The sequence below is a fragment of the Paraburkholderia pallida genome (assembly GCF_004524855.1).
Classification (GTDB): domain Bacteria; phylum Pseudomonadota; class Gammaproteobacteria; order Burkholderiales; family Burkholderiaceae; genus Paraburkholderia; species Paraburkholderia oxyphila.
In genome coordinates, this window is the sequence record NZ_CP038148.1 from 2,115,791 (window position 1) to 2,135,739 (window position 19,949).

Annotated in this window: 26 protein-coding genes and 2 tRNA genes; 15 read left to right on the plus strand and 13 right to left on the minus strand. The window is 65.1% G+C overall.

Going from position 1 to position 19,949, the window contains the following annotated elements; genetic code table 11:
- Positions 1-33: 33 nt before the first annotated feature.
- The 7 genes from E1956_RS09545 to E1956_RS09575 all read right to left on the minus strand — a co-directional run bounded on the left by E1956_RS09545 (position 34) and on the right by E1956_RS09575 (position 5,145).
- Positions 34-831, minus strand: a complete 798-nt coding sequence (locus tag E1956_RS09545; protein ID WP_134748367.1) for a transporter substrate-binding domain-containing protein — start codon at positions 829-831, stop codon at positions 34-36.
- A gap of 126 nt (positions 832-957) precedes the next feature.
- Positions 958-1,992 carry a quinone-dependent dihydroorotate dehydrogenase gene (locus E1956_RS09550; protein ID WP_134748368.1) on the minus strand — a complete coding sequence of 345 codons (1,035 nt, stop codon included), beginning with the start codon at positions 1,990-1,992 and terminating at the stop codon, positions 958-960.
- Positions 1,993-2,134: 142 nt separating this feature from the next.
- Complete coding sequence (locus E1956_RS09555) at positions 2,135-2,902, minus strand: arginyltransferase (RefSeq protein ID WP_134748369.1); 768 nt, start codon at positions 2,900-2,902, stop codon at positions 2,135-2,137.
- Positions 2,903-3,083: 181 nt separating this feature from the next.
- Positions 3,084-3,848: a leucyl/phenylalanyl-tRNA--protein transferase gene (gene aat, locus E1956_RS09560; protein ID WP_134748370.1), complete on the minus strand. Its 765-nt coding sequence runs from the start codon at positions 3,846-3,848 to the stop codon at positions 3,084-3,086.
- A 13-nt stretch (positions 3,849-3,861) separates the two neighbouring features.
- On the minus strand, positions 3,862-4,407 hold the full coding sequence (locus E1956_RS09565) for an NUDIX hydrolase (protein ID WP_028216747.1): 546 nt from the start codon (positions 4,405-4,407) through the stop codon (positions 3,862-3,864).
- Positions 4,408-4,654: 247 nt separating this feature from the next.
- Positions 4,655-4,939: a hypothetical protein gene (locus E1956_RS09570; protein ID WP_134748371.1), complete on the minus strand. Its 285-nt coding sequence runs from the start codon at positions 4,937-4,939 to the stop codon at positions 4,655-4,657.
- A gap of 129 nt (positions 4,940-5,068) precedes the next feature.
- Positions 5,069-5,145, minus strand: a tRNA-Met gene (locus tag E1956_RS09575).
- A gap of 226 nt (positions 5,146-5,371) precedes the next feature.
- Between E1956_RS09575 and E1956_RS09580 the strand changes: the two genes are divergently transcribed.
- The gene (locus E1956_RS09580) at positions 5,372-5,869 is read left to right on the plus strand and encodes a heme-degrading domain-containing protein (RefSeq protein ID WP_134748372.1); all 498 of its coding nucleotides are present in this window, start codon (positions 5,372-5,374) and stop codon (positions 5,867-5,869) included.
- Between the two features lie 4 nt (positions 5,870-5,873).
- A complete protein-coding gene (locus E1956_RS09585) occupies positions 5,874-6,212 on the plus strand; it encodes a DMT family transporter (RefSeq protein ID WP_134748373.1) in 339 nt (112 codons plus the stop codon).
- Positions 6,213-6,257: 45 nt separating this feature from the next.
- On the opposite strand, the gene E1956_RS09590 is transcribed toward E1956_RS09585, so the two are convergent.
- Positions 6,258-6,470, minus strand: coding sequence for a hypothetical protein (locus E1956_RS09590; protein WP_134748374.1), 213 nt, complete (start codon positions 6,468-6,470; stop codon positions 6,258-6,260).
- Positions 6,471-6,709: 239 nt separating this feature from the next.
- Between E1956_RS09590 and E1956_RS09595 the strand changes: the two genes are divergently transcribed.
- The 3 genes from E1956_RS09595 to E1956_RS09605 all read left to right on the plus strand — a co-directional run bounded on the left by E1956_RS09595 (position 6,710) and on the right by E1956_RS09605 (position 9,085).
- Positions 6,710-6,994: a DUF1488 family protein gene (locus E1956_RS09595; RefSeq protein WP_134748375.1), complete on the plus strand. Its 285-nt coding sequence runs from the start codon at positions 6,710-6,712 to the stop codon at positions 6,992-6,994.
- 59 nt (positions 6,995-7,053) lie between these two features.
- Positions 7,054-7,824, plus strand: coding sequence for a TetR/AcrR family transcriptional regulator (locus E1956_RS09600; protein WP_134748376.1), 771 nt, complete (start codon positions 7,054-7,056; stop codon positions 7,822-7,824).
- A 103-nt stretch (positions 7,825-7,927) separates the two neighbouring features.
- Complete coding sequence (locus E1956_RS09605; RefSeq protein ID WP_134748377.1) at positions 7,928-9,085, plus strand: enoyl-CoA hydratase/isomerase family protein; 1,158 nt, start codon at positions 7,928-7,930, stop codon at positions 9,083-9,085.
- A gap of 59 nt (positions 9,086-9,144) precedes the next feature.
- Here E1956_RS09605 and E1956_RS09610 read toward each other — a convergent pair whose 3' ends face one another.
- Positions 9,145-9,570, minus strand: coding sequence for a hypothetical protein (locus E1956_RS09610; protein ID WP_028216753.1), 426 nt, complete (start codon positions 9,568-9,570; stop codon positions 9,145-9,147).
- A 379-nt stretch (positions 9,571-9,949) separates the two neighbouring features.
- On the opposite strand from E1956_RS09610, the gene ssuD reads away from it, so the two are divergent.
- The 5 genes from ssuD to E1956_RS09635 all read left to right on the plus strand — a co-directional run bounded on the left by ssuD (position 9,950) and on the right by E1956_RS09635 (position 13,683).
- Complete coding sequence (gene ssuD, locus E1956_RS09615; protein ID WP_134748378.1) at positions 9,950-11,107, plus strand: FMNH2-dependent alkanesulfonate monooxygenase; 1,158 nt, start codon at positions 9,950-9,952, stop codon at positions 11,105-11,107.
- A 95-nt stretch (positions 11,108-11,202) separates the two neighbouring features.
- Positions 11,203-12,060 carry an aliphatic sulfonate ABC transporter permease SsuC gene (ssuC, locus tag E1956_RS09620; protein ID WP_134748379.1) on the plus strand — a complete coding sequence of 286 codons (858 nt, stop codon included), beginning with the start codon at positions 11,203-11,205 and terminating at the stop codon, positions 12,058-12,060.
- Entirely contained in the window at positions 12,057-13,049 is a 993-nt protein-coding gene (locus tag E1956_RS09625) for an ATP-binding cassette domain-containing protein (protein ID WP_134748380.1), read from the plus strand. Before ssuC ends, E1956_RS09625 begins: the two co-directional genes overlap by 4 nt.
- A 60-nt stretch (positions 13,050-13,109) precedes the next feature.
- A complete protein-coding gene (locus tag E1956_RS09630) occupies positions 13,110-13,325 on the plus strand; it encodes a TOBE domain-containing protein (protein ID WP_028216757.1) in 216 nt (71 codons plus the stop codon).
- A gap of 109 nt (positions 13,326-13,434) precedes the next feature.
- A complete protein-coding gene (locus tag E1956_RS09635; RefSeq protein WP_134748381.1) occupies positions 13,435-13,683 on the plus strand; it encodes a DUF6566 family protein in 249 nt (82 codons plus the stop codon).
- Positions 13,684-13,741: 58 nt separating this feature from the next.
- Here E1956_RS09635 and E1956_RS09640 read toward each other — a convergent pair whose 3' ends face one another.
- Entirely contained in the window at positions 13,742-14,113 is a 372-nt protein-coding gene (locus E1956_RS09640) for a DUF805 domain-containing protein (protein ID WP_134748382.1), read from the minus strand.
- Between the two features lie 301 nt (positions 14,114-14,414).
- Here E1956_RS09640 and E1956_RS09645 point away from each other — a divergent pair, with 301 nt between their 5' ends.
- The gene (locus tag E1956_RS09645; protein WP_134748383.1) at positions 14,415-15,107 is read left to right on the plus strand and encodes an SOS response-associated peptidase; all 693 of its coding nucleotides are present in this window, start codon (positions 14,415-14,417) and stop codon (positions 15,105-15,107) included.
- 181 nt (positions 15,108-15,288) lie between these two features.
- The gene (locus E1956_RS09650) at positions 15,289-15,513 is read left to right on the plus strand and encodes a hypothetical protein (RefSeq protein WP_134748384.1); all 225 of its coding nucleotides are present in this window, start codon (positions 15,289-15,291) and stop codon (positions 15,511-15,513) included.
- A gap of 281 nt (positions 15,514-15,794) precedes the next feature.
- Here E1956_RS09650 and E1956_RS09655 read toward each other — a convergent pair.
- Together E1956_RS09655 and dusA are read right to left on the minus strand one after the other, a co-directional pair.
- Positions 15,795-15,870 (minus strand) — tRNA-His (locus E1956_RS09655).
- A gap of 97 nt (positions 15,871-15,967) precedes the next feature.
- A complete protein-coding gene (gene dusA, locus E1956_RS09660; protein ID WP_134748385.1) occupies positions 15,968-16,993 on the minus strand; it encodes a tRNA dihydrouridine(20/20a) synthase DusA in 1,026 nt (341 codons plus the stop codon).
- Positions 16,994-17,433: 440 nt separating this feature from the next.
- On the opposite strand from dusA, the gene E1956_RS09665 reads away from it, so the two are divergent.
- Positions 17,434-17,709 carry a hypothetical protein gene (locus tag E1956_RS09665; RefSeq protein ID WP_134748387.1) on the plus strand — a complete coding sequence of 92 codons (276 nt, stop codon included), beginning with the start codon at positions 17,434-17,436 and terminating at the stop codon, positions 17,707-17,709.
- Positions 17,710-17,832: 123 nt separating this feature from the next.
- Here the strand turns inward: E1956_RS09665 and E1956_RS09670 are convergent, their stop codons facing one another.
- Positions 17,833-18,075 carry a hypothetical protein gene (locus tag E1956_RS09670; RefSeq protein WP_134748389.1) on the minus strand — a complete coding sequence of 81 codons (243 nt, stop codon included), beginning with the start codon at positions 18,073-18,075 and terminating at the stop codon, positions 17,833-17,835.
- Between the two features lie 197 nt (positions 18,076-18,272).
- On the opposite strand from E1956_RS09670, the gene E1956_RS09675 reads away from it, so the two are divergent.
- Complete coding sequence (locus E1956_RS09675; protein WP_134748391.1) at positions 18,273-18,602, plus strand: RcnB family protein; 330 nt, start codon at positions 18,273-18,275, stop codon at positions 18,600-18,602.
- 293 nt (positions 18,603-18,895) lie between these two features.
- Positions 18,896-19,948 (plus strand): NADP(H)-dependent aldo-keto reductase, encoded by a 1,053-nt coding sequence (locus tag E1956_RS09680; RefSeq protein WP_134748393.1) that lies wholly within the window; start codon positions 18,896-18,898, stop codon positions 19,946-19,948.
- Position 19,949: the final 1 nt, after the last annotated feature.

Genomic DNA, 19,949 nt, shown 5'->3' on the forward strand with positions numbered 1-19,949 from the left:
TTTGCACGGGAGTGGCCAGTGTGAGCTGCATCGTTACTTCGTGATCGGCTTCGTCACATCGATGCCGAACCACTTGTCCGAGATCTTCGTGAAGGTGCCGTCGGCTTCGAGTTGCGTCATGGCGTCGTCGATCGCCTTGGCGAACTTCGGATTACCCTTCTTGAACGGAATGGCCGACGGGTTGCCGTCGCCGACGATCGAGCCCGTGCGCAGCGGCAGCTGCGAGTTCTTCAGCAGGTAGGCGAGCATCAGGCGGTCGTTGAGCGCCGCGTCCAGACGCCCGGCCGCGAGGTCGCGCAGGTATTCCGGCGCACCGGGATAGGTCTTCACGTCGATGCCCGGCACCGACTTCGCCATGTCCATGTAGTTGGTGCCCAGACCCACGCCGAGCTTCTTGCCCTTCAGGTCGTCGAGCGACTTGAACTGGCGCGTGTCGTCCTTGCGCTGGATGAGCTGCGCGGCCGAGTACGTGTAAGCCGGCGAGAAGTCGAGCACGGCCTTGCGCTGGTCGGTGACGCCCACCTGGTTGACGATCACGTCGAACTTGCCCGCCTGCAGGCCGGCGATGATGCCGCTCCATTCGGTCGTGACGAATTCGGGCTTCAGGCCCATCTTCGCCGCCACGGCCTTCGCGATGTCGACGTCGTAGCCCACCAGATCGCCGTTGGGCGCCTTCGAGTTGAACGGCGGGAACGTGCCTTCGAGACCGATGCGCAGGGTGCCGCGCGCCTTCGCCTGGTCGAGCAGGTCTTCGGCGTGGGCGCTCGCTGCAACGAACGATGCGCCCACGAGTGCGAGCGCAAGGAGTTTTTTCAGCAAGGCGACTTTCATTGTTTTCCTCTTGTATTGCTGCGGTTTTGCGGCGAGCCCGGGATGCCCCTGGGGTGTTTCCCGAGCCTGCCTGCATCAGAGCCGGCGGCGCGTGCGATGCGCCGCACATGGCCTGAAACTATAGCTTCACGCGCGGCCCGAGGCCAGCGCCCGCGCACATTCCGCAACGAGCGCGGGGCCGCGGTAGATGAAGCCGGTGTAGAGCTGCACGAGCGAGGCGCCCGCGGCGATCTTCGCGCGCGCGTCGTCGCCCGAGAAGATGCCGCCCACGCCGATGATCGGCACCTGCTCGCCGAGCTCGGCGCGCAGCTTGCGGATCACCTCGTTCGAGGCGTCGAACACCGGGCGGCCCGAGAGACCGCCGGTTTCGTTCGCGTTGGGCAGACCCTCGACCGCGGCGCGCGAAAGCGTCGTGTTGGTCGCGATCACGCCTTCGATCTTGTGGCGCAGGAGCGTGTCGGCGATCTCCTTGATCTGCTCGTCGTCGAGATCCGGCGCGATCTTGAGCGCCAGCGGCACGAGCTTGCCGTGCAGGTCGGCGAGACGCTGCTGCTTGTCCTTGAGCGCGGCGAGCAGGGCGTCGAGCTCGCCCCCGCCTTGCAGCTGGCGCAGGTTCTTCGTGTTCGGCGAGGAGATGTTGATCGTCACGTAGCTCGCGAACGGATAGACGCGCTCGAGGCAGAACAGGTAGTCGTCGGCGGCGCGCTCGATCGGCGTGTCGGCGTTCTTGCCGATGTTCAGGCCGAGGATGCCGCGATAGCGCGCGGCCTGCACGTTCTTCACGAACTGCTCGACGCCCTGGTTGTTGAACCCCATCCGGTTGATGATGCCGCCGGCCTCGGGCAGGCGGAAGATGCGCGGCCGCGGGTTGCCCGGCTGCGGACGCGGCGTGACCGTGCCCACTTCGATGAAGCCGAAGCCTAGCGCGGCGAATCCGTCGATGGCGGCGCCTTCCTTGTCGAGGCCCGCGGCGAGGCCCACCGGATTGCGGAACGTGAGGCCCATGACGGTGCGCGGCGAGTCGGGCACGCGCGGCGCGAACAGGCTCGCCATGCCCGTGCGGCCCGCGGCGCCGATCATGCGCAGGGAGAGGTGGTGGGCATCTTCGGCGTCCATGCGAAAGAGCCGGTCGCGGACGAGCGGATAAAGGGTACTGAACACGGGAAAAAGGCGCGGGCGCCGGAAAATGAGAACCCGCTATTTTAGCGACAAAGTTCGCGGCACAGGCGGGGCGCCAGTTGCGCGCGCATGGGAAGGCCGCCGTGGTCCAGCTTGTGGGGCCGCGACCAAAGGGGGTGCCGGACTAGCTTTCGGAGTCGGCGAGCGCACGCCAGACGCCGTCGAACAGGCCTTCGAGCGGCTGAAAACGCGCCTTGTAGGCCATTTTCGGGCTTTCGCGTATCCAGTAGCCGAGATAGACGTAGGGCAGTTGCAGACTGCGCGCCTGCTCGATCTGCCAGAGGATGTTGTAGGTGCCGTAGCTCGTATGCGGCGTGTCGGGTTCGAAGAAGGTGTAGACCGAGGAGAGCCCGTCGCCAAGGATGTCGATCATGCTCACCATGCGCAGCGTGCCCGGCTCGTCGGGACGCTGCGGATCGGGCTCGCGAAATTCCACGAGGCGCGAGTTGATCCGGCTTTGCAGCAGGAACTGCTCGTACTGGTCGCGGCTGTCGCGGTCCATGCCGCCGCCCGCGTGCCGCGCCGACTGGTAGCGCATATAGAGCGCGTAATGCGCCTCGTCGTAATGGAGCGGCGCGACCGTCGCCACGAGCGCGCCGTGATGCTTCCAGGCGCGGCGCTGGGTGCGGTTCGGCGCGAAGCGCTCGACCGGCACGCGCACCGGCACGCAGGCGCGGCAGCCGTCGCAGTAGGGGCGGTAGGTGAAGACGCCCGAGCGGCGGAAGCCCGCCTTCACGAGATCGGTGTAGACGTCGGAGTTGATCAGATGGCTGGGCGTCGCCACTTGCGAACGCGCGATGCGCCCCTCCAGATAGCTGCAGGGATAGGGCGCCGTTGCATAGAATTGCAGCGCGGAAAGCGGTGAAAGCGGCAGCTCGTTTGGATGCGTCACGTTGGCAGCTCTCGTAGCAGTTCGGATCGTCGCGCAGCCCCGCCCATGGCGGATCTGGCGGATGCGACGTTTTCTCCTTGCATACTAACATCGACGCCAGGCGCGTATCTACCGAATTGCGCGTCGCGCAACGGGTGCCGCATCACGCGCCACAGTGGCCGCAATCGGTCGCCGGGGCCGGTCAGAGCGTCGGGACGGGGCTGTTGTCGGCGTGGCCCTGGCCGATCCAGTCGGCGAGCACCTGCTTGTCGAAGCGCCAGCCGATCGCATGCGCGCCCACGGTCGCGCGCACATGCGCGATGAACGCCTTGCGCGCGATCTCGCGCCCGCCGAGCGAGGCCAGATGCGCGGTGTTCTGCTGGCAGTCGATCAGCTCGACGCCGTTGCGGCGCAGATGCGCGACGAGCGCGGCGAGCGCGATCTTCGAGGCGTCGGTGACGGCGGCGAACATCGACTCGCCAAAAAACATCTTGCCGATCGAGACGCCGTAGAGGCCGCCCACGCGCTGGCCGTCGAGCCAGGTTTCGATGCTGTGCGCGTCGCCGATGCGATGCAGGGACGAATAGGCGTCGATCACGTCGGCGGTGATCCAGGTGCCGCGCTGGCCGTGGCGCGGCGCGTTCGCACAGGCGCGCATCACGGCGGCGAAATCGTTGTCGACGCGGATTTCCCAGGCGGGGTCGCGCAGTACGCGCTTGAGCGTTTTCCTGAGCGAGGGCGAAACCTTGAACTCGTCGGGACGCAGGATCATGCGCGGATCGGGGCTCCACCAGAGCACGGGCTGACCGTCCGAATACCACGGAAAAATGCCGTGCCGATAGGCGTCGACGAGGCGCGAGGGCAGCAGGTCGGCGCTTGCGGCAAGCAGGCCCGGCGCGCCGCTCGACGCGCCAAGGGCGCGCTCGACAGGCGGGAACGGAGCGTCGGGCGAAAGCCAGGGCACCATCGCCGGAAGCGGATCAGCCGTCGCGCAGGGAGCGCAGCACGTCGCCCGTGTGCAGGCCGTAGCTACCCGACTGGCGGTCGGCGAAGAAGCAGCGCAGGGTTTGGCCGACGGTCGGGAACGCGATGTCGTCCCACGGAATTTCGTGCTCCTCGAACAGGCGCACTTCGAGGCTCTCTTCGCCGGCTTCGATATCGAGGTCGAGCAGACGCGCGAGATAGAACAGATGCACCTGATGCACGCGCGGCACGTTCAGCAGCGAAAAGAGGTTCTGCACCTCGACACGCGCGCCGGCTTCCTCGAGCGTCTCGCGCGCGGCGGCTTCCGAAGTCGTCTCGCCCATCTCCATGAAGCCCGCGGGCAGCGTCCAGTAGCCGTAGCGCGGCTCGATCGCGCGGCGGCACAGCAGCACCTTGTCTTCCCAGACGGGAACGGTGCCGACCACGTTGCGCGGATTCTGGTAGTGGATGGTGCCGCAGTGCGAGCAGACGAAGCGTTCGCGATTGTCGCCGGGCGGGACGAGCAGGCTGACCGCCTGACCGCAAGTCGAGCAGAATTTCATGGGCACGATAGGGGGATGGGTGATGCGAGTGTATCACCGCAGCGCGGGGTGACGTGAACCGGCACAAATCCCCGGTATAGGGACGGTGTGCCCGCCGCTCACCGCGCTGCACGCCGCAAGATTCGCCGACGCCGGAAACAAAAAAGGGTTACACGCTGATGCGTTGTAACCCTTGATTGCGTTGGCGCTGGATGCCGCGTTGCCGGGGGCAGGATGTGAAACTGCTGCTGCCGGGCGCCGAGTCCGATCAGCACTCGCCTTTCTTGGCGTGTCCGGGCGGGCAGTGCCAGCCCTTGTCGTGGTGATGGTGGTGTCTTTCCCAGTCGTCGCGCTCCCAGTAGCGATGACCGTCCCAATAGCGGTCGCCGTGCCAGCCCGGCGTGATGACGATGGCAGCGGGCGGGGGTGGCGGCGCGACGATGACAGGGGTGCCCACGTTGATGCCGACATTGACATCGGTCGCGTGCGCGACGCTGGTCAGGCTGATGGCCAGGGCGGCGAGCGCCAACGGTGCGAGTGCGTGTTTCTTCATGGAAAAGCCCCCAAAAGTATGAACGCCTGCTCGAATCGATTTTTTTCGGGCAACAAAAAACCCGCTCAAAGGCGGGTTCATTGGTACGACGGATTTTTGCGGCTTGCGCCCAGAGACTGCATTGAGCGTTGGTTGCGGGGGCAGGATTTGAACCTGCGACCTTCGGGTTATGAGCCCGACGAGCTGCCAGACTGCTCCACCCCGCGTCCGTCAGAGAAAAAGATTATAGGGTAAATCCTGCGGCAGCGCAACAGGAATTAACGAATAGCCTTCTGGCCGATTGCAGAAGCATTGCGCAGCGCGCCGGCAAGGCTGCATCGAGGGTGTCCGCACAGGGCGCCAGGCTAGAATCGGGGCTCGGTCGCCGCGGTGGGCATCGCGTGCCGCCGGGTCGTTTCTTCCTTGCCCCTGACTCTGCCTCTTCAACCCTCCATGGACATCGCCCTCGATCTGCAATCGATAGCCGCGCAAGAACACGCGCTGGTGTTCCCCCGTTTCGACGCCGATCGCGCCTGGCAACTCGGCACGCTGCTGCGCGAGCTGGCCGTCGCGCGCTCGCACGCGATCGTCATCGACGTGCGCACATTCGGCCAGCCGCTGTTCTTTTGCGCGCTCGCCGGCACCACGCCCGAGAACGTCGAGTGGGCGCGCCGCAAGTCGCGCGTGGTCGAGCACTTTCGCCGCAGCTCGTACGCGATCGGCTTGCGCATGCAGCAGTCGGGCGCCACGCTCGCCGAGAAAAATGGCTTGCCTGTCGCCGATTTCGCCACGCATGGCGGCGCGTTTCCGTTGACTGTCGCGAGCGCGGGCGTGATTGGCTCGGTCACTGTCTCGGGTCTGCCGCAACGCCGCGATCACGAGCTCGTGGTCGAAGCGCTGTGCGCCCATCTCGATGCCGACTACAGCCAGCTCGCGCTCGCAAAGGCCTGACGCGATGCGCACATCGGCCTGGCTGTTCCTCCTCATCGCCATTGTCGCGGAAGTCGTCGCCACCTCCGCGCTGCGCGCCTCGGAAGGTTTTTCGCGGCTCGTGCCCTCGGCGGTCGTCGTCGTGGGTTACGGCATCGCGTTCTACTGCCTTTCGCTCACGCTCAAGAATCTGCCCGTGGGCGTCGTCTATGCCGTCTGGTCCGGCGTGGGCATCGTGCTCATCACGCTCGTCGCGATGGTGCTCTACAAGCAGGTGCCCGATCTGCCCGCCGTGCTCGGTCTCGGGCTCATCGTGGCGGGCGTGATCGTCCTGAATCTGTTTTCGAAGATGCAGGCGCACTGAGGCATTTGCCGATGCCGTCCGCTCGAGGCCGAAGCCGTCCCGGATTCAGCGCTCGGGCGGCACGATGCGGATGCCGCAGCCCGCAATGGTCTCGCGGCTTCGTCCGCCTTCGGGCGTGGCCGCGTCTTCCCACAAGCTGATCGCGCGCGCGACGTCGATGCCGTTTTCCTGTGCATAGGTGAACCAGAGGGTCGCGGCCTGCGGCTCGGGTATTTCGTGGTTTGCTTCGAAGTATTGGCCTGTCAGGTTCGATTCCATCGTTCTCCCGTGGTCCCGTACAAAACGGGCTTGCAATAGTGAAAGGGGCATGTGGCGCGTATTCGGCTCGCGCCGCTAACGCGTCAGTGTTGCAGCTTCCGTGCCCACACGTCCACCCGTCACGTTTTCTCCGATGCCAGCTATCGGCCCATCCGGGAGGCGCAGCGGGTAACATGGAGCGCGATCCCGCCGTCCGCCGGCGCGGGTTTTCATCTGCGGAATTTCGAACGGGGCTGGACATGAATATTCGTTTCCCTACCGAGGCGCCGTCCTGGCACGATTCGAATCTCACGGTCGTGTTTCCCGCGCTGGTGGACGGCGCGCGCGTGCCCTGCGCGATCTCCGTCGAGGCGCTCGAAGATCATTTCGGCGCGCTGTGCGCCGAACGCGAGGCGTGGATGCAGGCGTTCGACGCGGGACGCACGCGCATCGAAGCCGTGGCGCGCGCGCATCTCGAACTCAGCAACGGCACCCCCGTCCTGCTCAAGAGCGGCCATTTCCCGCCGGGCACTCAGCTTTCCTGACGACGCTGCGCGCGCCCGGCGCCTCGACTTTTTGCCGCGCCGGTTCGAGAATCGCGCCCATGAACACCACCGAACCCAACGACCGCAGCGCCGACGCGCTTCGCGTGGCACTACGCGCGCGCATACTTGATGCGGCGCGCCGCATCGTGACGCGGGACGGGCTTCATGCGCTTTCGATGCGCAAGCTGGCCGTTGCGATTGGCTATTCGCCCGCTGCGCTCTATTTGTATTTCGAAAGCCGCGACGCAATCGCCCGCGCGCTCGGACGCGACGGTTTTGCGCAATTGCTTGCGCACCTCGAGCCGTTGGGGGCGATCGCCGACCCGCGGGAGCGGCTGCATGCGCTTGCGCATGACTATGTCGCATTCGCACGCGCGCATCGGCAGGCATACCGGCTCATGTATGCGGAGGCGGGCGAGGGCGGCCAATCGGCGAAGCAAGCGGTGGGGCGTGCGGCAAGGCGGGAAACCGCCGCGTCTCCGGCGGCTGCGCTACAGGACGATGCGTTGTCATGCGAGGAAGCCGCTCGCGTCGCGGCGCTGTTCACCGATACGCTCGACGCGCTCGCAGCGGCGGGGCAGTTGCGTCAAGGCGCAGAGGGCGAATCCGCGCTGCTGGCCCGCGCGCTATGGGCGATGCTGCATGGCATGGTGGTTTTTTCGTTGATCGGGCCGGAGTTCGCGCCGGAGGCGTCGCTGGCGCCGATCGTCGACGCGGCGCTCGCCGGCTGGCTGGGCGCGCCCGTGGCCGAGCACGAGGGTGCGCAAGCGCAGCACGGCACGGCGCCGCTCGCGCCTGTGGCAAAGCAAACGCAGGAGGGCTTGTCGTGATAGCCTCGTCAGGCGCGTTTCGTGATGTGTGTCGTTGTGCGAGCATGGTGCGCGCTGGCGCCGGATGCGCCTTTTCATAGTGCTTTCATCCCGATCGATTGCCATGTCACAGGAAGCCACCGCAAGCGCCTTTGCCGCCGATGCCGGGCAGTACGTGCTCACGCAGGTCAAGAACCGTATCGGCTTCATCGAGCTCGATCGCCCGCAGGCGCTCAATGCGCTGTCCACGCCGATGATCCGCGCGATGCAGGCCGCGCTCGACGACTGGCGCAACGATCCCGAAGTGCTTGCCGTGGTCGTGCACACGCGTCATCCGCGCGCGTTCTGCGCGGGGGGTGACATCCGCTTTCTCTATGAGTCGTACCGCGCCGGCGATCAGGCGGCAATCGATACGTTCTTTACCGGGGAGTACCGCCTGAACCACGCGATCTTCAGCTATCCGAAGCCCTATATCGCGCTGATGGGGGGCGTCGTGATGGGCGGCGGCATGGGGATCTCGCAGGGCGCGCATCGCACGGGCGGCCTGCGCGTGGTGAGCAGCTCGACGCGCATGGCGATGCCCGAGACGCGCATCGGGCTCTTTCCCGATGTCGGCATGGGGTGGTTCCTCGCGCGCACGCCGGGTGCGCTCGGGCGCTATCTCGCCGTGACCGGCGACACGATCGATGCCGATAGCGCGCTATATGCAGGTCTCGCCGATGTGTTCATTGCCGAGTTCGCGCGGCCCGCGCTACTCGACGCATTGCTGAGCGAGTCGTTTGCTTCGGGCGCGGAGGTTGTCGAGCGAATTCGTCAGGTGGCCGCCGCCAGCGACGAGGTGCAGCGCGGCGCGCAACGCCCCGCACTGGCCGTTGCGCGCGCATGGATCGATCGGCATTTTTCGCGTCCTTCGGTGGCGTCGATTCTCGCGTCGCTACAGAGCGTGGAGCGCGACGCCCCGGATGCGCAACGCGATTGGGCCGAGCAGATCATTGGAGTGTTGCGCGAGCGCTCGCCGTTGTCGATGGCGGTCTCGCTCGAGGTCGTGTCGCTTGCGGAGGGCTCGATGGCCAGCGTGCTGCGCCGCGATCTCGATCTGACGCGCTCGAGCGTTGCGCAGGGCGATGTGATGGAAGGCATACGCGCGCGCATCATCGACAAGGACAATGATCCGCACTGGCGCTTCGCGTGTATCGAGGATGTGTCGCCCGCCGACGTCGAGGCGATGTTCAAGAGCCCGTGGGACATGACGGAGCATCCGCTGCGGGCGTTGCCGGACTAGCGTCGCGGCCGGGTGAGGTTGCGCGCGGCGCGCACCTTGCGCCGCGCATGCGGACCGGCTCAGTCTTCTTCGGTTTCGCTCATGAAGGCGCGCATGAACACGAGCGCGCCCCAGCCCCAGACCGCATTCGACGCGAAGCCCATGGCCACGCGCGGCAGCATGTTGCCGCTCGGCCAGATGCCGCGCAGCGGATCGATCACGAACAGCATGGCGGCCGTGAGCACGATGCCGCCGAACACGAACGCCTGCACCCACGGCGCGGGGCGCGACGGCGAGATGCGCAGCAGCCACGTCATCGGGATGGCCCACAAGGCGCTCCAGATCGCGTTGACGAGGAATTCGGGCAGGCCGACCGGCGCGAACGGCTCGGTGGAGAAGCCGGCGGCGTCGATCACTTGCGCTGCGTGAAGGAGCGCGAGCGTGGCCTCGCGAAAGAACAGCGAGGCCAGAAAGCCGGAGACGAACGGCAAAATCAGTTTTTGCATGAGGGCGCGAGGGTTGCGTGGCGCGGAGCGCGCATGCCCCAAAAAAGGCGTGAAAGCGCGGCCGGCCGGATTATTGTCGATGTGTGCGCCATTATATCGGCGCGCCGCGCCCGTGATTGCCCCTGCGTATGCTAAAGCGTCGCGTAAAGCACGAAAGTGGAAAACCTAAGCTCAAAAAAATCGTTCTAAACGCTTAGTGCCATCCCTAGACTGAATCCCCATGAAGACGGCGCCGCCGTCATGGCGCCGGCCTTGCCGCTCTCCCGGTCCTCGCAATCGCAATCGCATGCGCGATGTCCCGTGCGTCGCGTCTTGCGCGTTGCCGGCGCCGCGTCCCGAATTTTTCGTCTTACGTCTCGAACAAAAGCAGGAGCAACACATGAATGTGTTCTGGTTCATCCCGACCCATGGTGACAGCCGCTATCTGGGCACGGCCGAAGGCGCGCGCGCCGCTGACCTCGCGTACTTCCAGCAGGTGGCCGTCGCGGCCGATACGCTCGGTTACGAAGGCGTCCTGCTGCCGACGGGCCGTTCGTGCGAAGACGCATGGGTCGTGGCATCGAGCCTGATCGCCGCGACGCGGCGCCTGAAGTTCCTCGTCGCGATTCGTCCGGGGCTTTCGTCGCCGGGTCTTTCGGCACGCATGGCCGCGACTTTCGACCGTCTTTCGAATGGGCGCCTGCTCATCAACGTCGTGACGGGCGGCGACGCCGCCGAGCTCGAAGGCGATGGCGTGTTCGTCGACCACGATACGCGCTACGAAATCACCGACGAGTTCCTGCATATCTGGCGCAAGCTGCTGGCCGCCTCGCACACGAACGAGGCGATCGATTTCGAGGGCAAGCATCTGAGCTCGAAAGGCGGCAAGGCACTCTATCCGCCGGTGCAGGATCCGCACCCGCCGCTGTGGTTCGGCGGTTCGTCGCCGGCCGCGCACGAGATGGCGGGCGAGCACATCGATACCTATTTGACGTGGGGCGAGCCGCCTGAGGCCGTCGCGAAGAAGATCGCCGATATCCGCGCGCGGGCCGAGCGGCACGGCCGCAAGATCCGCTTCGGCATTCGCATGCATGTGATCGTGCGCGAGACCGAAGAGGAAGCGTGGGCCGCAGCCGAGCGCCTCATCAGCCGTCTCGACGACGACACCATTGCGCGTGCGCAGGCCGCGTTCGGCAAGATGGATTCGGAAGGCCAGCGCCGCATGGCCGCGCTGCACGGCGGCAAGCGCGGCACACGCAAGGAACTGGAGGTGTACCCGAACGTGTGGGCGGGCGTGGGCCTCGTGCGCGGCGGCGCGGGCACGGCGCTCGTCGGCAATCCGCAGCAGGTGGCCGAGCGCATGAAGGAGTACGCGCAGCTCGGTATCGAGACCTTCATTCTTTCTGGTTACCCTCATCTTGAGGAATCCTACCGTTTTGCCGAGCTGGTGTTCCCGCTGCTGCCGGGGCGCCAGGCGAAGACGGCTGGCGGTCCGGTCTCCGGGCCGTTCGGCGAAGTGGTCGGCAATCAGTATCTGCCGAAGGTGAGCCAGAGCTGACACGCAATTAGTCGGATTCAACCGGCCGGCGAACGCTAGCGCACACGAACGCGCTCTGTGCTCGCCCGGCACCAGGTGGTGAGGAGAACATACCGATGACTCAATCCGCTGTGACTGCCGCCGGCGCTGCCGGCACGGGTATCGCCCCGCGTAGCGGCAGGCCATTCGCTTTCTACGGACGCAAGGCCTTTCTGCGCCTCGCGCCCTGGCTCGTGCCGCTCGCGATCCTGGCCGCGTGGGAACTGGCCGCGCGAAGCGGTGCGCTTTCCACGCGCGTGCTGCCGGAGCCGCTCGCAGTCGTGAAGGCTGCATGGTCACTCATAGAATCGGGCGAGATGCTGCAGGACGTGCGCGTGAGCACATGGCGCGCGATCTCGGGCTTCGCGATCGGCGGCGGCATCGGCCTCGCGCTCGGACTGGCCACGGGTCTGTTCAAGCCCGTCGAGACCGCGCTCGACTCGACCATCCAGATGATCCGCAACATTCCCGCGCTCGCGATGATTCCGCTCGTGATCCTCTGGTTCGGCATCGAGGAGGAGGCGAAGGTGTTTCTCGTCGCGCTCGGCGTGTTTTTCCCGGTGTATGTGAATACATTTCACGGTATTCGCTCGGTGGACACGAACCTCATCGAAATGGCGCGCAGCTATGGCCTCAAGGGCTTTGCGCTCTATCGCGAAGTGATCCTGCCGGGGGCGCTGCCGTCGATCCTCGTGGGCGTGCGCTTCGCGCTCGGGCTGATGTGGGTGACGCTGATCGTCGCGGAAACGATTTCCGCGCAGTCGGGCATCGGCTACATGACGATGAACGCACGCGAGTTTCTTCAGACCGATGTGGTGGTGGTGGGCATTCTGCTCTATGCCGCGCTCGGCAAGCTCGCCGACTGGCTCGCCAAGGGGCTCGAGCGCGCCGCGCTGCGCTGGCACCCCGCGTATCAACAAGGGAGCGATGCATGAACGCAAGCACATTGGCCGCCCATTTTGGCGGCGTCGCGGGCCGCGATCTCGAAGCCGAGGTCGAATTGCCGCGCATTCAGGAACGCGAGGCGCATGAAGCCGACGCGCCGCGCGGCACGCGGCGCACACAGACCGGCCATGACGGGCAAGGCGCGGCGGCAAAGGTAACCACGGCGACGGCCCGCAGCGACGCCCGCGCATACGACCCCGCTGTCGAGTTGCGCGGCGTGGGCAAGCGTTACGGCGAGCGCGTCGTACTTGACGGCTTCGACCTCTCGATCGAGCGTGGCAGCTTCGTGGCGATCGTCGGGCGCAGCGGCTGCGGGAAATCCACGCTGCTGCGCCTCGTCGCCGGGCTCGAAGCACCCGATGCCGGCGAGCTGACGCGGCGCGACGAGCACGGGGCGCCGCTCGAGACGCGCATGATGTTTCAGGACGCGCGCCTTTTGCCCTGGAAGACGGTGCTCCAGAACGTGATGCTGGGGCTGGGGCGCGGCGCACGCGAGGACGCGCGCGCCGTGCTCGACGAAGTGGGGCTGCTCGCGCGCGCCGACGAGTGGCCGGCCCGGCTCTCGGGCGGCCAGCGCCAGCGCGTGGCGCTCGCGCGGGCGCTCGTGCACCGGCCGAGCCTGTTGCTGCTCGACGAGCCGCTCGGCGCGCTCGACGCGCTCACCCGCATCGAAATGCATGCACTGATCGAGCGTCTCTGGCGCGAGCATCGCTTTACCGCGCTGCTGGTCACCCATGACGTGCACGAGGCCGTCGCGCTGGGCGACCGCATCCTGCTGGTCGAGCAGGGCCGCATCGCGCTCGACCAGCGCGTGCCGCTGGAGCGCCCGCGCGCCCGCGCCGACGCCCGCTTTGCCGCGCTCGAAGAACGCGTGCTGCAGCGCGTGCTGGGCAGCGAGACGCCCGTAAGCGCACACGCGCCGCGCGCGCAGGAGACGCCTTACGGGCTGCATCCCGCCGATGTGCGCTGGGCGCTCTGAACGGCTTCTGAACCCCTTGTATTGCGTGATTTTTGTCTATTCATTTTGGGAGCTATTTCAATGAGCATTTCCGCCATCAACGTGCGCAACCAGTTCCGCGGCAAGGTCAGGGAGATCATCCGCGGGCCGGTGGTATCGGAAGTCGACGTCGACACGCCGTTCGGCGTGGTCACGTCGGTGATCACGACGCGCTCGATCGACGAACTCGAACTGAAGGTGGGCTCGGAAGTCGTCGCGCTCGTGAAGTCGACGGAGGTGTCGATCGCGCGCTTGTGAGCGGTCGCGAGCGGCCATGAGGGGTTTCGTTTGGGGGGCGGCGCCCGGCCCCCGGCACACGGCGTGGAAGTGCTAGCATGGACCGGCAAGCCACGACGGAGAGACGATCATGGAGCCGAAAGGCATCGACATGGGCGACTACGAAGAGCACTACAAGGACTACGACATCGAGGTCGCGGTCGAACAGGTGCTCACGGGCGTGAAGGCGCACTTTCGCGTGCTCAGGGCCGGCGCCGTGATAGCGGACTGGCAACTGGTCCATATCGACCGCCTCTGGTCGACCGAGCACGGCGCGGCCGAAGCGGGCTTCGAGGCGGCCCGCGCGTGGATAGACAGCGGCGCCGCGCAATCGCAATGAGGGTTCATCGGGCGGTCGGGTGATGCCGATGGCGTCGCAGGCATTGCGCCAGCGAAAATCAGGCGAGATTCGCACCGCTTTTACGCGGGTCCGGATAATGGCGCGTCTGGTTGAATTTATCGGGGCCGACGAATAGCAGCAGGACCATGCCGAGTTGACCGAGCGGCATGAGCGCAATCAGCCACCACCACCAGCCGCTTACGCCGATATCGTGCAGCCGGCGCACCATGGCGGCAATCGGAATCCAGAACGCCACGCAGACAATCACGATACCGAGAATCGCGGCCGGGAGCGTATCGCCGAACCCGCCTTCGGGCATGAAAGCGTTGAGCGCGGCAATGAAGAAAACAAACACGGCCATCGTGATGGCATATTCGCGGCGCGTGGCGCGGCCGGCGAGCGTGAAGCGTCGTTCGAGCCATTTTTCCATGGGTATCGATTTTTCCGTCGTCGAGCGAGGTTTAGGGATTATTGCGTTGCGGGAGGGGATTTTACGCAGAGGGGATGGCCGGGTGTCAGCGATTTTATCGAGTTTATTGATTTGGCATCCTGTGGATTATTCAATACGAATATATCGACGTGCCTGGTTCAGTGCGGCAGCCTAATAGCGTGGCTATGCGCAGAGCGAATGGCCCCTGGGATGGCGCGAAAGCTGCCGCCAATTGCGGTGCATTTGCGTGCATCGAGAACGTCGCGCGGCTAAGATGGATTTTCCTGTCAGGAGCCGCCCCATGTGCACGAACTACGCGGCTGCACGCCGCGATCGTCTTTTTCGGCATTTCGGTGTCGAGCCGCCGGATAGCCCGTGGCGCGACGAAATCTATAAGGACTACCCGGCGCCAATCATCCGCCGTGTCGATGGCGACCCGCGCGTGGATCTGGCGACATTCGGCATGGTGCCGCGCAAGCGTATTCCAGCAGGCGTGAGGCCGTTCGACACGATGAACGCGCGCTCTGAATCGCTGGGGGAGAAGCGTTCGTTCAGTGGCGCGTGGAAGCGGCTCCAGATGTGCCTTGTCCCGTGTGACGCGTTCTTCGAACCGTGTTACGAAACAGGGAAGGCGGTGCGCTGGCGGGTCGGCATGGCGTCGGGCGAGCCCTTTGCGATTGCCGGGTTATGGCGCGAGTGGGAGAAGGGGGGCGAGGGCGGCGGGCCGGAAGTTATGGCGCCCGCCGTTTCGTTCACGATGATCACGGTCGATGCCGCGCAGCATCCGTTGATGAATCGCTTCCACAAACCAGGCGACGAAAAGCGATCGGTCGTGATCGTACCGCCCGCGGAGTATGAGAATTGGCTGGCGTGCCAATCGACCGACGAAGCGCGCTCGTTCTTGTCGCTCTGCCCGGCTGAGTTGATGTCGGCAGCGGCGGATCCGGTTGTGCCGAAGGCTGGGGGCCGTGAGGGCGGGGCAGGTACGCAATAAGTTTGCTGATCACGCGTGCCTGGCCGAGGGAGTCGAGTCGTTATGGATTGCTCTGGAGTACTGGAGAATGCGCCGATCTGGTCCGAAAGATTCCAACGGCTGCCGGGAGCACGTTTACTTTTTCTTCAACACCCACGCGAATGCCCTAAAATTCATGGTCATGCTGCAGTAAGGAGCGAACATGGACAGGAAGAAGGCAGAGCACGTTCTTATCGAGGCCGATGAAGTCGCCGATCTGGTACTGGAGGGCTTCGATATGACGATTGGAACCGCAGAGGGGCGCGCACTCTACGATCGCGCATTTAACACGTACGTCCGAAGCGAGATTGGTGATTTGCCGATGGCGGAGCTCTACGACGCATTGAAGGGTTCCACGGAACCGGTTACTTCAATCGCCCAGTTGTAGCTCCATCGCTCGTCTGAGTTGCTCCGCCTGGCCCGGTAGGTGGGCCTCGCGAAATGCGTGGCGGCGCGCAAGACAGCGAATTTTTGAACAGAAGGCTCGCCATTCAGGCGGGCCTTTTTTGGGTCGTGTGACGTCGAGGCGCTGACATCAACGTAGATACATCAAGCTTGCGTCGGCTGGGCATATTCCCAGATCGGGATTTTCTTTAGCGTGAAAGCAAAAAAGGCACTGTGCAAATCACAGTGCCTTTCTCTAACCACTTGAACTACCGGGGAATTCTTTGGGGTGGCTGATGGGACTCGAACCCACGACAACAGGAATCACAATCCTGGACTCTACCAACTGAGCTACAGCCACCGCTGTTCCAACTATCCTCTTGCTGTCGCTGCTTTGTGAGCGGCGTCAATCAAGAAGCAAGATTATATACATGACAGATCGGGCTTGCCTAGCCCCTTTATTCAAATATTTCAGAAGAAAGCTCGGCCGGCGCTTCCATGGGGCCGCGCAGATGCGCACGCGCTTCTTCGAAGATCGCGAGGTCGCCCTTGGCGAGCTTGCGGTTGTCCGACAGCACGCGTCGCCAGCCGCGCGCACCGGCTTCGCCGCGATACAGCCCCAGTGCGTGACGCGTGATCGCGCCCAGGTAAGTGCCGCGCGCGATTTCGCTCGCGCAATATTCCAGCAGCTTCGCTTCGACTTCGTCGCGCGTGAGCGCCGCTTCGCTCGAGCCGTAGAAACGCGCATCGACGTCAGCCAGCACGTAGGGGTTGTGGTAAGCCTCGCGCCCGAGCATCACGCCGTCGACGTGCTCGAGGTGCTCAGCCACTTCGTCGAGCGTCTTGATACCGCCGTTGATGATGATCTCGAGCTGCGGGAAATCGCGCTTGAGCCGGTACGCGTAGTCGTACTTGAGCGGCGGGATCTCGCGGTTCTCCTTCGGGCTCAGGCCCTTCAGGATGGCGTTGCGCGCGTGCACGATGAAAACCGTGCAACCCGCATCCGCGATGGTGCCGACGAAATCGCGCACGAACGCGTAGTCCTCGACCGCATCCACGCCAATACGGTGCTTGACCGTCACCGGCACGGAGACCGCGTCGCGCATCGCCTTTACGCAATCGGCCACGAGCTGCGGTTCGTTCATCAGGCACGCGCCGAAAGCGCCGCGCTGGACGCGCTCGGACGGGCAGCCGCAATTCAGGTTGATCTCGTCGTAGCCCCATTGCTCGCCGAGCTTGGCCGAGCGGGCGAGGTCGGCCGGTTCGCTGCCGCCGAGCTGCAGCGCGACGGGCGCTTCGTCGGGCGTGAACGCGAGATGGCGCGGCACGTCGCCGTGGAGCAGGGCGCCCGTCGTCACCATCTCCGTATACAGCCACGTGTGCCGGGAGATGAAGCGGTGCAGCGAGCGACAGTGGCGATCGGTCCAGTCCATCATGGGTGCGACGGACACGCGGCGGGGACTGGCGATACGGTTGGCGGACATGGCGAATCGGTGCGCGAGAGGCGCGGCAAGCGTGGATCAACCTTCTATTTTATCGCAAGCCGCCACAACCGTTCTCTGCAATTTTGCACTGCGGCAATGCGGGTGAGGGCGCACGGCGATATGCGCAATGGCTTGCAGGAAGCGCTTCCAGCTGGCCTTACAGCGCGAAAGACCCTTTGGTCGTTATGTAATCTCGCCTTCGTGTGGTGCGTCGCGCAAAAGATTTTCGGACGTCCTTTTAGGGTCTGTTCGTCGCTCAGGCAAGCCAGGACTGGCAGACGCGATTGTTTCCGAGGCTGGAATAGTAAATTCGGATTATCGCGATTATTTTTCAATAGTAGGTGTATACACTGAGCCTCATTGACGCAGCTCGTGGGCAATGACCTCCCAGGCGCGGCGCCATGCCCGAACCGCAACTGAACCTGATCTTGGAGCCCACCATGAAGACCAAACTGATCGCAGCGCTGCTGGTCGCAGCTTCCGCTTCCATCGCCGCTCCGGCTTTCGCCAGCGGCTATGGCCCGGCACCGTTCTACCGTCCGGACGTTGGCGCACCGGCTTCGCAGCAAGGCCAGAGCGCGCAGACCGTCACCGCCGAGCGCGCCCAGCAGCAAGGCGTCGATTCGTCGTACGGCGGCGTGACGGGCGTGGCGACCCAGTCGGGCACGCGCACCGCGCAAACGCCGCGCGCACAGCAAGTGTTCTTCGGCCAGTAAGCTTTTCGCTGTCTGAAGCGCCGTCCGTCAATCGGGCGGCCCGAACGCCGGGTGTCCTCTGGACCCCGGCGTTTTGCTTTGTGGCGCTCGTCATGCCTGGACTGCTGAAGTTGCCGGTCGTGCTCAGGGCGCGGCGCGCACGCGCTGGTCGATGGCCTCGCGGATGCGATCGAAGGCGGCGTCGAACGCATTGTCCTGGGTCGGAAAGCGCCCGGCGGCTACGCCGTCGATCGGTACGCTGTCGTGCGTGTTGTCGGTGAGGCTGTGAATCGTCTGGGTCGAAACGAAGTAGCCGGCCGTATGGTCGCCGTCCACGCCGGCCGTCATGTCGAATCCCATGTAGTTGTAGCTGCGTCGATTTTCCATGCCGCTTTCTCCTCTGGCGTTCCTGCCGATTCTGGCACGACTGGCGCGCCCGGCGCCGCGCGCTGTGCATGGCCCGGCCGCGTTGGAATCAGCGGTCCCGTGCGCTGTACTAACATGACCTGCGGGGGTGCGCACCGCGCGTGCTGCGTCGCGCACCTGCAACGCCAGGCCGTTGCTGGCCAACCAGGAGGTGAACAATGAAGAAACGAGTGTTGCTTCTTGCCGCGCTGGCGCTTCCAGGCCTGCTCGCGTCGTCGTCTTCCTTCGCTCAGCAGCCGCCCCGTCCGGGGCCGAATGAGTATCACGGCGGCCCGCCGCCCGATCATCCGCCGCCCGACATGCCCGCACCGCAGTGGCACAAGGGCGATCGGGTCTCGCCCGAATTCCGCGATCGTCAGTATGTGGTCGAGGATTGGCGTGAATATCACCTGAAGGCGCCGCCGCGCGGCTATCACTGGGTCGGCGTGGGCGGTCAGTACTATCTGGTGCGCAATTCGAACTGGACCGTGGAGCGCGTCGGGCCGTAACACCGCCTGAGAAGGCGGCTTGCGCGCGGCCAATGACTTGACGGCCTGCGCCGCCGTGGCCTGAGTTTTCGCGCGCCGCGCAGCATGTCGATCGCAGGGCCGGGCCGGCTGAGCCGCGTCCGGCCTTTTTGCGTGCCGTCCCGGCAACCGTGCGGTAGCTGTGCTGCCACCACGCGTTGTCGAGCCCATGCGGGGCGCTCGCGCGCGCCGGCCAGATTTTCCGGCGCCTGAAAAAAATCGGCGGGCGTGATAGTTTCGCCGTTCCCTCCAACCCGACGATGGAAAACGCTTCGATGGAATACCGCACTCTCGGCGACACGGACGTCAAGGTGAGCCTGATCGGCCTCGGCACGATGACTTGGGGCGAGCAGAACACCGAGCGCGAAGCGCACGAGCAGATCGATTACGCGCTCGATCACGGCGTGACGCTCATCGATGCCGCGGAAATGTATCCGGTGCCGCCGCGCCCCGAAACGCAAGGGCAGACTGAACGCTTCATCGGCACGTGGCTCGCGCAGCATCGCGCCGCGCGCGGTCGCATCGTGCTCGCGACCAAGATGACGGGGCCGGCGCGTCAGCCGCACAATCCGCGTCATATCCGCGGCGAGGGCAATCAGTTCGACCGCAAGAACCTGACCGAGGCGCTCGAAGGCAGCCTCGAGCGCCTGCAGACCGATTACGTCGATCTCTATCAGTTGCACTGGCCCGATCGCAGCACGATGACCTTCGGCCGCAATGCTTATCCGTGGGTCGACGATGCCTATACGGTGCCGATCGAGGAGACGCTCGCCGTGCTGGCCGATTTCGTGAAGGCGGGCAAGGTGCGCCATATCGGCGTGTCGAACGAGACGCCCTGGGGCGTCGCGCAATTCCTGCGCGCTGCCGAAAAGCTCGGCCTGCCGCGCATCGTCAGCATCCAGAATCCGTATAGCCTCCTCAATCGCACCTTCGAAAGCGGGCTCTCCGAGTTCACGCATCACGACGGCATTGGCCTGCTGGCGTACTCGCCGCTCGCGTTCGGCTGGCTGTCGGGCAAGTACGAGGGCGGCGCGCGGCCCGAGGGCGCGCGCATCACGCTGTTCGAGCGCTTTCAGCGCTATAGCAAGCCGCAGGCGGTGGCGGCCACGTCGCGCTATGTGGCGCTCGCGAGGGAGCTGGGGCTAACGCCTGCGCAATTTGCGCTCGCGTTCGTCAACAGCCGGCCGTTCGTGACGAGCAACCTGATCGGCGCGACCTCTCTGGCGCAGTTGAAGGAGAATATCGGCAGCGTCGATGTCCGGCTTTCGCCCGAAGTGATCGCGCGGATCGACGCGCTGCACGAAGCGCAGCCCAATCCCGCGCCGTGAA

Coding starts and splice junctions, on each gene's coding strand:
- E1956_RS09545 (WP_134748367.1), bottom strand. CDS start 831: ATGAAAGTCGCCTTGCTGAAAAAACTCCTTGCGCTCGCACTCGTGGGC.
- aat (WP_134748370.1), bottom strand. CDS start 3,848: ATGGTGCCCTGGCTTTCGCCCGACGCTCCGTTCCCGCCTGTCGAGCGC.
- E1956_RS09565 (WP_028216747.1), bottom strand. CDS start 4,407: ATGAAATTCTGCTCGACTTGCGGTCAGGCGGTCAGCCTGCTCGTCCCG.
- E1956_RS09570 (WP_134748371.1), bottom strand. CDS start 4,939: ATGAAGAAACACGCACTCGCACCGTTGGCGCTCGCCGCCCTGGCCATC.
- E1956_RS09580 (WP_134748372.1), top strand. CDS start 5,372: ATGGACATCGCCCTCGATCTGCAATCGATAGCCGCGCAAGAACACGCG.
- E1956_RS09585 (WP_134748373.1), top strand. CDS start 5,874: ATGCGCACATCGGCCTGGCTGTTCCTCCTCATCGCCATTGTCGCGGAA.
- E1956_RS09590 (WP_134748374.1), bottom strand. CDS start 6,470: ATGGAATCGAACCTGACAGGCCAATACTTCGAAGCAAACCACGAAATA.
- E1956_RS09595 (WP_134748375.1), top strand. CDS start 6,710: ATGAATATTCGTTTCCCTACCGAGGCGCCGTCCTGGCACGATTCGAAT.
- E1956_RS09600 (WP_134748376.1), top strand. CDS start 7,054: ATGAACACCACCGAACCCAACGACCGCAGCGCCGACGCGCTTCGCGTG.
- E1956_RS09605 (WP_134748377.1), top strand. CDS start 7,928: ATGTCACAGGAAGCCACCGCAAGCGCCTTTGCCGCCGATGCCGGGCAG.
- E1956_RS09610 (WP_028216753.1), bottom strand. CDS start 9,570: ATGCAAAAACTGATTTTGCCGTTCGTCTCCGGCTTTCTGGCCTCGCTG.
- ssuD (WP_134748378.1), top strand. CDS start 9,950: ATGAATGTGTTCTGGTTCATCCCGACCCATGGTGACAGCCGCTATCTG.
- ssuC (WP_134748379.1), top strand. CDS start 11,203: ATGACTCAATCCGCTGTGACTGCCGCCGGCGCTGCCGGCACGGGTATC.
- E1956_RS09625 (WP_134748380.1), top strand. CDS start 12,057: ATGAACGCAAGCACATTGGCCGCCCATTTTGGCGGCGTCGCGGGCCGC.
- E1956_RS09630 (WP_028216757.1), top strand. CDS start 13,110: ATGAGCATTTCCGCCATCAACGTGCGCAACCAGTTCCGCGGCAAGGTC.
- E1956_RS09635 (WP_134748381.1), top strand. CDS start 13,435: ATGGAGCCGAAAGGCATCGACATGGGCGACTACGAAGAGCACTACAAG.
- E1956_RS09640 (WP_134748382.1), bottom strand. CDS start 14,113: ATGGAAAAATGGCTCGAACGACGCTTCACGCTCGCCGGCCGCGCCACG.
- E1956_RS09645 (WP_134748383.1), top strand. CDS start 14,415: ATGTGCACGAACTACGCGGCTGCACGCCGCGATCGTCTTTTTCGGCAT.
- E1956_RS09650 (WP_134748384.1), top strand. CDS start 15,289: ATGGACAGGAAGAAGGCAGAGCACGTTCTTATCGAGGCCGATGAAGTC.
- dusA (WP_134748385.1), bottom strand. CDS start 16,993: ATGTCCGCCAACCGTATCGCCAGTCCCCGCCGCGTGTCCGTCGCACCC.
- E1956_RS09665 (WP_134748387.1), top strand. CDS start 17,434: ATGAAGACCAAACTGATCGCAGCGCTGCTGGTCGCAGCTTCCGCTTCC.
- E1956_RS09670 (WP_134748389.1), bottom strand. CDS start 18,075: ATGGAAAATCGACGCAGCTACAACTACATGGGATTCGACATGACGGCC.
- E1956_RS09675 (WP_134748391.1), top strand. CDS start 18,273: ATGAAGAAACGAGTGTTGCTTCTTGCCGCGCTGGCGCTTCCAGGCCTG.
- E1956_RS09680 (WP_134748393.1), top strand. CDS start 18,896: ATGGAATACCGCACTCTCGGCGACACGGACGTCAAGGTGAGCCTGATC.